The sequence below is a fragment of the Rhodanobacter sp. K2T2 genome (genome assembly GCF_013408815.1).
GTDB lineage: Bacteria > Pseudomonadota > Gammaproteobacteria > Xanthomonadales > Rhodanobacteraceae > Rhodanobacter.
In genome coordinates this window covers 1-6830 of sequence record NZ_JACCCA010000024.1, presented here as the reverse complement: position 1 = coordinate 6830, position 6830 = coordinate 1, and the positions used below count along the sequence as shown (strand labels likewise).

1 protein-coding gene is annotated in these 6830 nt (G+C 61.1%); it reads left to right on the top strand.

Features of this window, described 5'->3' with window-relative positions:
- Positions 1-24: 24 nt before the first annotated feature.
- Positions 25-6830, top strand: a 6806-nt coding sequence (locus tag HDE78_RS20730) for an amino acid adenylation domain-containing protein (protein ID WP_345776088.1), incomplete at its 3' end; no start/stop codon positions are given.

Genomic DNA, 6830 nt, shown 5'->3' with positions numbered 1-6830 from the left:
CATCAGGACCTGCCGTTCGAGCAGGTGGTCGAGATCGCCCAGCCGCCGCGTCGGCTCGATCACACGCCGCTGTTCCAGGTCATGTTCGCTTGGCAACCATCGTCTTGGACGATAACGGACATGACCGGTATCGAGGTCGAGGCGATGCCTACGGGGAATGGCACATGCCGTTTCGACCTTGAACTGATTTTGCAGGAAGACGGTTCCGAGGTTCGCGGCATCCTCAATCATGCGACGTCGCTTTACGACGTGTCGACGATGCAACGCCACGTCGATTACCTGATGACGGTGCTTCGCGCGATGACCGTCGACGGCGCGAGTTTGTCGTCGATCGACATGCTCAGTGAGGCGGAGCGAGCGCAACAGACCGCGTGGAACGCGACCGAAGCGCCGTACCCTAGCGACACCGGTATCCATGCGCTGATCGAAGCTCAGGTACGGCGCACACCCGAGGCCATCGCCGTGCGGCAAGGTGACGACACGCTCACGTATGCCGAACTGGATCGCAAGGCCAATCGGCTTGCGTGTCGTCTGCTCGAACATGGTCTGCAACACGGCGAGGTGGTCGCGGTATGTCTGGCGCGCACACTGGATCTTGTGGTGGCCTATCTCGGTATTCTGAAAGCCGGCGGTGCTTATTTGCCGCTCGATCCGTCCCATCCTGCCTCGCGGCTCTCGCAGACCTTGGACGATGCGATGGTTCGTGTCGTACTCGTCGATCCGGCAGGCCTTGCCGCTTTCGCCGAAACATCCTTGCACGGCCGTCTAGCTTTGAACGTGGGCCAGGACAACGGCGACGCATCGATAACATTCACGCCGAGGAACATCGACGCGCGCGACCTGGCCTATGTGATCTACACATCGGGATCGACGGGACGCCCGAAGGGTGTGATGATCGAACACCGATCGCTGGTAGCGCTCACCGCGTGGCACTGCCAGGCGTTCGATCTGCGGCCAGGCATGTTTGCCAGCGCCATGGCGGGTCTGGCATTCGACGCGAGCACCTGGGAAATCTGGCCGACGCTCGTCAGCGGTGGTTGTCTGTTGTTTCCGCCTGCTGCGTCGTTGGGTGACTTGCAGGCCATGTTGCGTTGGTGGATCGGCTCGCCAACACAAATCGGTTTCCTCACCACATCGCTGGCCACGACTGTGCTGGCGGAAGGTGATTATCCGCCGCAGTTGGAGACGCTTCTCATTGGCGGCGATCGTTACAACGATTCGTCGGCTTCATTGCCGCGAGGTCTGCGTCTGGTCAACAACTATGGGCCAACCGAAACGACCGTCGTCGCGACCTCCGGAGATATCGATACAGCGACCGGTCGTTCCACTATCGGAAGAGCCATCGCGAATACGCGTATCCACATTCTTGATAAGCATGGACATTCGGTGCCATGCGGCACGGTCGGTGAGATGTACATCGGCGGCGTGGGTGTGGCGCGTGGCTATCTCGGCAATGCCGAGCTGACAGATGAGCGCTTTATCCACGATCGGTTCTCCGCAAATCCTGGCGAACGGCTCTATCGCACGGGCGATCTTGCACGCTTCTTGCCGGATGGCAGCCTCGCTTTCCACGGTCGCAACGACGACCAAGTGAAAATCCGTGGCTATCGCGTGGAGCCTGGCGAGATCGAGGCATGTCTGAAGAGCCATCCGTGGGTTCAGGATGCCGTTGTCGTCACCCGATCAGATGCCGTGGGGACCTTGGTGCTGGTCGCTTTTGTCGTCGGCACATCTGGGCACGATGTCCTTGTAGACGAGCTCGCGTGGCATGCACGATCGCATCTGCCGTCGTACATGATCCCTGCCGCTATCTTGCTACTCGATGGCTTGCCGATGACGGCAAATGGGAAAGTGGATCGGCGCGCGCTGCCATCGACGGAACTCACGCTGTCATCGATGCCCGAGGGCGACGTGCCGGAGCCAGGGCTGGAGCTGTTGGTCGCAACGGCCTGGGCCGGCCTGCTCGACGGCGTGAAAATCGCAAGGCAGACGGACTTCTTCGAAAGCGGAGGGCATTCGCTTCTTGCACTCCGGTTCGTCGGCATGCTCGGACGCGAACTCGGCGTAGACATTCCAATGAGCGCGCTTTTCGCTCACCCGCGACTGATCGACTTCGCGGCTGCACTCGCGCCGCTGCTCGCTCCCGATCAGCGCCATGAACATGCATCCACGGTCATCGAACGTCGCACGGATTCGCTGCCGTTGGCGTCGTTCGCTCAGCAGGCAATGTGGCTCACCTCGCAGACGGAGCATGGCCACGCCGCCAGCCACATCGTAGCCGTGCTACGGTTCTCAGGCGACCTGAATACGCAGGCGCTGCGCGCAACTTTGAACACGATCTACGCGCGTCACGATGCGTTGCGCACAACCTTCGTGTTTCGGGCGGGTGCGCTGGTGGCGAAAGTTTTGCCTGCCGGGGAAGACTTTCCGTTGGCCGAGATCGACCTCGCCGCCAACGGCTACGACGAAGCGGGTCTGGCCGCTGTCCTCGCGCGTGAATCCGGGCGCCGCTTCGATCTGGCTAGTGGGCCACTGGTTCGCGCATGTTTGGTTCGCACGAGCGATCATGAGCACGTATTTCAACTCGCGCTGCACCACATCGTCTGCGATGGTGGATCCATGGATATTCTCGTGCGGGATATCGAGCAGCTCTACCTCGCGAACGTGACCGGACAGATTGCTTCGCTTGACCAGCCACTTCTTCGTTACGTCGACTTTGCGGCATGGGAAAGCGAGCAGTGGAGTACTGGGCACCTTGCGACGCAGGCACGTTACTGGACTTTCCTGCTGAGGGACGCGCCACCCACGATCGCGCTACCGACCGACCGTGCGCCGCTTGCCGTGCGCACACATCCGGCCAGACAGTCGGCGGTGTGCATTCCGCAGGCATGTGTAGAGCGCTTGAACAATGTCGCGAGGCGACATGGAACGACTCTGTTTGCGACGGTGCTCGCTGCGTGGTGGGCGGTTCTCGCTCGACTCTCGGGTCAGTCGGATATCGTCATCGGCACGCCGTCATCGCAACGACGTCGACCGGAAATCGCCAACGTCGTCGGCCTACTGGTCAACACGCTGCCGTTGCGAATCGTCGCCGACGAGGACGCCACGCTGGCTGAGGTCGTCGAACAAGCCGCGCGAGCGACTCGTGATGCGCTTGACCATCAGGACGTGCCGTACGACAAGGTGGTGGAAATGCTCCGCAGCGAGGGCCGTGACGCGCAGGCATCGCTGTTCCAGGTAATGATCTCGTGGCAGGGTGCGATGCGCGTGCCACCGCTTCTGCCTGGCCTGGCTGTCGAGATAGTCGACATGCCGGAGACGTTTCTACGCTACGACCTCGAACTCGATTTGCGCGAGGAGGGCGGCGCTGTTGTCGGCGCGCTTGGCTATGACGCCGAACTGTTCGACGAAGCGCGCATCGCGCGCCACCTGGGTTACTTCCAGCGCATGCTCGCTGCGCTCGCTGGGGACGATCAGGCCCGCTATGCGCAGGTGGATATCCTGGATGTAGCGGAACGCGAAAGTCTGCTCGGCGAGGCGATCGGCGGCGGCTTGTCGTCCAATCTGCCGAGCGGTATCCATCGGGTCGTCGAAGATCAGGCGCTTCGCGATGGGAGCGCCGTGGCGATTATGGATGGCGACGTCCACTTGACTTACCTCGAACTGGACGCACGGGCCAATCGTTTTGCCAGGTATCTCAGCGGCCTTGCTCCGATACATGGTCGACCGGTCGCGATCTGCATGGAACGCTGCGCGGACATGATCGTCGCCGTTCTTGCCGTGCTCAAGGCGGGTGGCTTCTACGTACCCATCGATTCGAATTATCCCGCACAGCGAATCGCGGACATCATCGAGGATGCTCGTCCGGATATCGTGGTGACCGATGCGCGCCATAGAGCGCAGCTCTCGACCGTGGTTCCGATGGTGGCGATGGACGGAATGCCGCGTCCATGGGATGCATGTCCTGCTACACCACTCGACGAACGGACTACATCGCCGCACGATCTCGCCTATGTCATTTACACCTCGGGTTCGACCGGTATCCCGAAGGGCGTCATGGTGGAGCACGCCTCTGTCGTGCGTCAGATCGAAACAGTGCGGCGCACGTATGAGCTTGGCTCGGCCGATCGCTATCTCCAGTTCTCGTCGCTGGCATTCGATGTTTCGGTCGAAGAAATATTCGGTGCGCTCAGCAGCGGCGCCTGCCTCGTGCTGCGAACCGACGAGAGTATTTCGTCACCGCAGGCTTTCGATGCTTTCTGCAATACCCACGCGATCACCATCGCCAGCTTGCCGACCGCGTTCTGGTCGGGCATGGTCTCGCATTGGGCGTCGCCGGGCAGGGGGTTGCCATCGAATTTGTCTCGCATCGTTATCGGCGGCGAAGCGGTAAGCGCTCCCGCACTGAAGGCATGGTTCGCGATCGGCCATCATCTGCCTCGTGTGTTCAATGCCTACGGGCCGACGGAAACGACCATCAACGCGACGATTCGCCGAGTCGATGCGTCAGGCGCTTGGCACTCCATTGGTAAGGTGGTGGACCACGGACGACTCTATCTACTCGACCGTCATCGATCACTCGTGCCGATGGGAACGGTGGGCGAAATCCACGTTGGTGGCGACATCCTTGCACGCGGTTATCACGGCCGACCGGCGCTGACGGCCGAGCGATTCGTTGCCGATCCATTCCGAGCGACGGGCGATGCTCGCATGTATCGCACAGGCGACCTTGCGCGCCGACTTCCCGATGGTGAGATCGAATACCTCGGACGCAACGACAACCAAGTGCAGATTCGAGGGCACCGCGTCGAACTCGGAGAAATCGAAGCCGTTCTAGGTGATTGCGCGTGGGTCGATCAAGTGATGGTCGATGTCGTGGCACACAACGATCAGAGTGAACGCATCGCACCACGCATCGTCGCCTATGTCGAAGCGAGTTCGACCGGTCATGCTTTGAGCGAACCGCTGCCGGCGATCCTGAAAAGCTATCTGGCGACGCGCCTGCCGAGCTACATGTTGCCCAGCGTTTTCGTGGCTGTCGCGACGTGGCCTTTGACGGTGAATGGCAAGATCGACAAAGCGCGATTGCCATCGATCGAGGAAGCTGACGTCGGCTCGGCGCCGTTCGAAGAACCGCAAGGCGTTGTGGAGCAGGCGATCGCTGCAATCTGGCGCGATCTCCTCGGGCTGTCCGTAGTCGGACGCCATGCTGGATTCTTCGAGATCGGCGGTCATTCGTTGCTCGCCGTGCAGATGCTCGGCAGGGTGTGCGACCGTTTCGGCTGCTCGGTTGCGATGTCGCGCCTGTTCGCTGCGCCGACGGTGGCGTTGCTGGCCGAGGAGGTCAATTTCGCGGCGATGAGCAATGAGGAAGCAAGCGTTGACGAGGCTTCCGAGCTGGGGCTGCGGCTTACTTCTGCGCAACAGCGCCTCTGGTTGCTCGAGGCTGGTGCGGACGTCGGTTCGAGTTATCACATGCCGGTGGCCTGCCGTTTGCACGGTGCGCTGGATATCCATGCGTTTCGCAAAAGCCTCGACCGCCTGTACGCGCGGCACGACGTACTGAGGACGGTGATTACCGAACAGGACGGTCTGCCTGTCGTGTCGCTGCTCGATGCATCGATGGGCTGTCCGCTGGCGATATCGCACGTGACGCGGGCTAACACCGAAGCGATCGCCGAGTTGTGCCTGGAAGAATATGGCCGTCCATTTGACCTCTCCTGCGAGCCACCGCTGCGCGCAGCGTTGATCGGTTTGCCCGACGGCGATCATCTGTTTTTGCTGACGCTCCACCATCTGGTAGCCGACGCCACGACCTTGCATATCGTCATGAGCGAGTTGTCCGCGTTGTATGCCGCTGCGCCGGAGGGTGGGTCTGATCCGCTGCCTCCTGTCGTCGCGACGTCGTTCGATCATGCGATGTGGGAAGCGCGTTGGTCGCGCTCCTCCGCGCGTCGTGTCGCTGTCGATTACTGGAAAGGCGTTCTCGTCGGTTCTCCGCCTGCGCTCGACTTGCCCTTGGATCGTCCGCGCATGGCACGCCGGGAACATGAGGCTGCGTTCGTGCCGATCGTTCTCGACAAGACGCTCACTTCGGGTCTCCGCGAGCTTGCTCGGCGCAGTGGTGCTACGGTCTTTATGGCCATGCTCGGTGCATGGTCCGTTGTGCTATCGCGACTCGCCTCGCAGAGCGACATTGTGATCGGCACGCCGGTGTCATCCCGCACGCGTGCGATGTGGGAGGATACGGTCGGTTGCTTCGTCAACACGCTGCCGTTACGCATCAATCTCCACGATGCGTCGACGCCGCAGACGCTTATCGAACGTGTGCGCGATACGACGCTGGCTGCGTTCGATCACGCGCAGTTACCGTTCGAAGCGATCCTGGCCGCTTCAGGAGCGGTGCGTCACGCTGAGATATCACCTTTGTTTCAGGTGATGTTCGTGTGGGAGCAGAATGCCGACGCTCTGCCAGAGTTGGCCGGCCTGACCGTCGAGCGGATCGACGTCGATTATGCTTCGAGCAAGTTCGATCTCGAGCTTGTCCTGTCCGATCGTGGAGACACCATCGAAGGCGGATTGAACTTCGCCACAGCGTTGTTCGATAGATCGACTATCACTCAGCATGTCGGCTATCTGCTTACCGTGCTTAGTGAGATGGTGCGCGATGCATCGCAGCCGCTCGGGACATTGCGCCTGTTGGCTACCGATGAATACCACGAGCTGATCGAACACCTGAACGCGACCACAGCGGTGTATCCCGAAGGGCGATGTCTGCACGAGCTGTTCGAGTTGCAAGTAGCGCGGGTACCGCAGGCGCACGCCCTGAT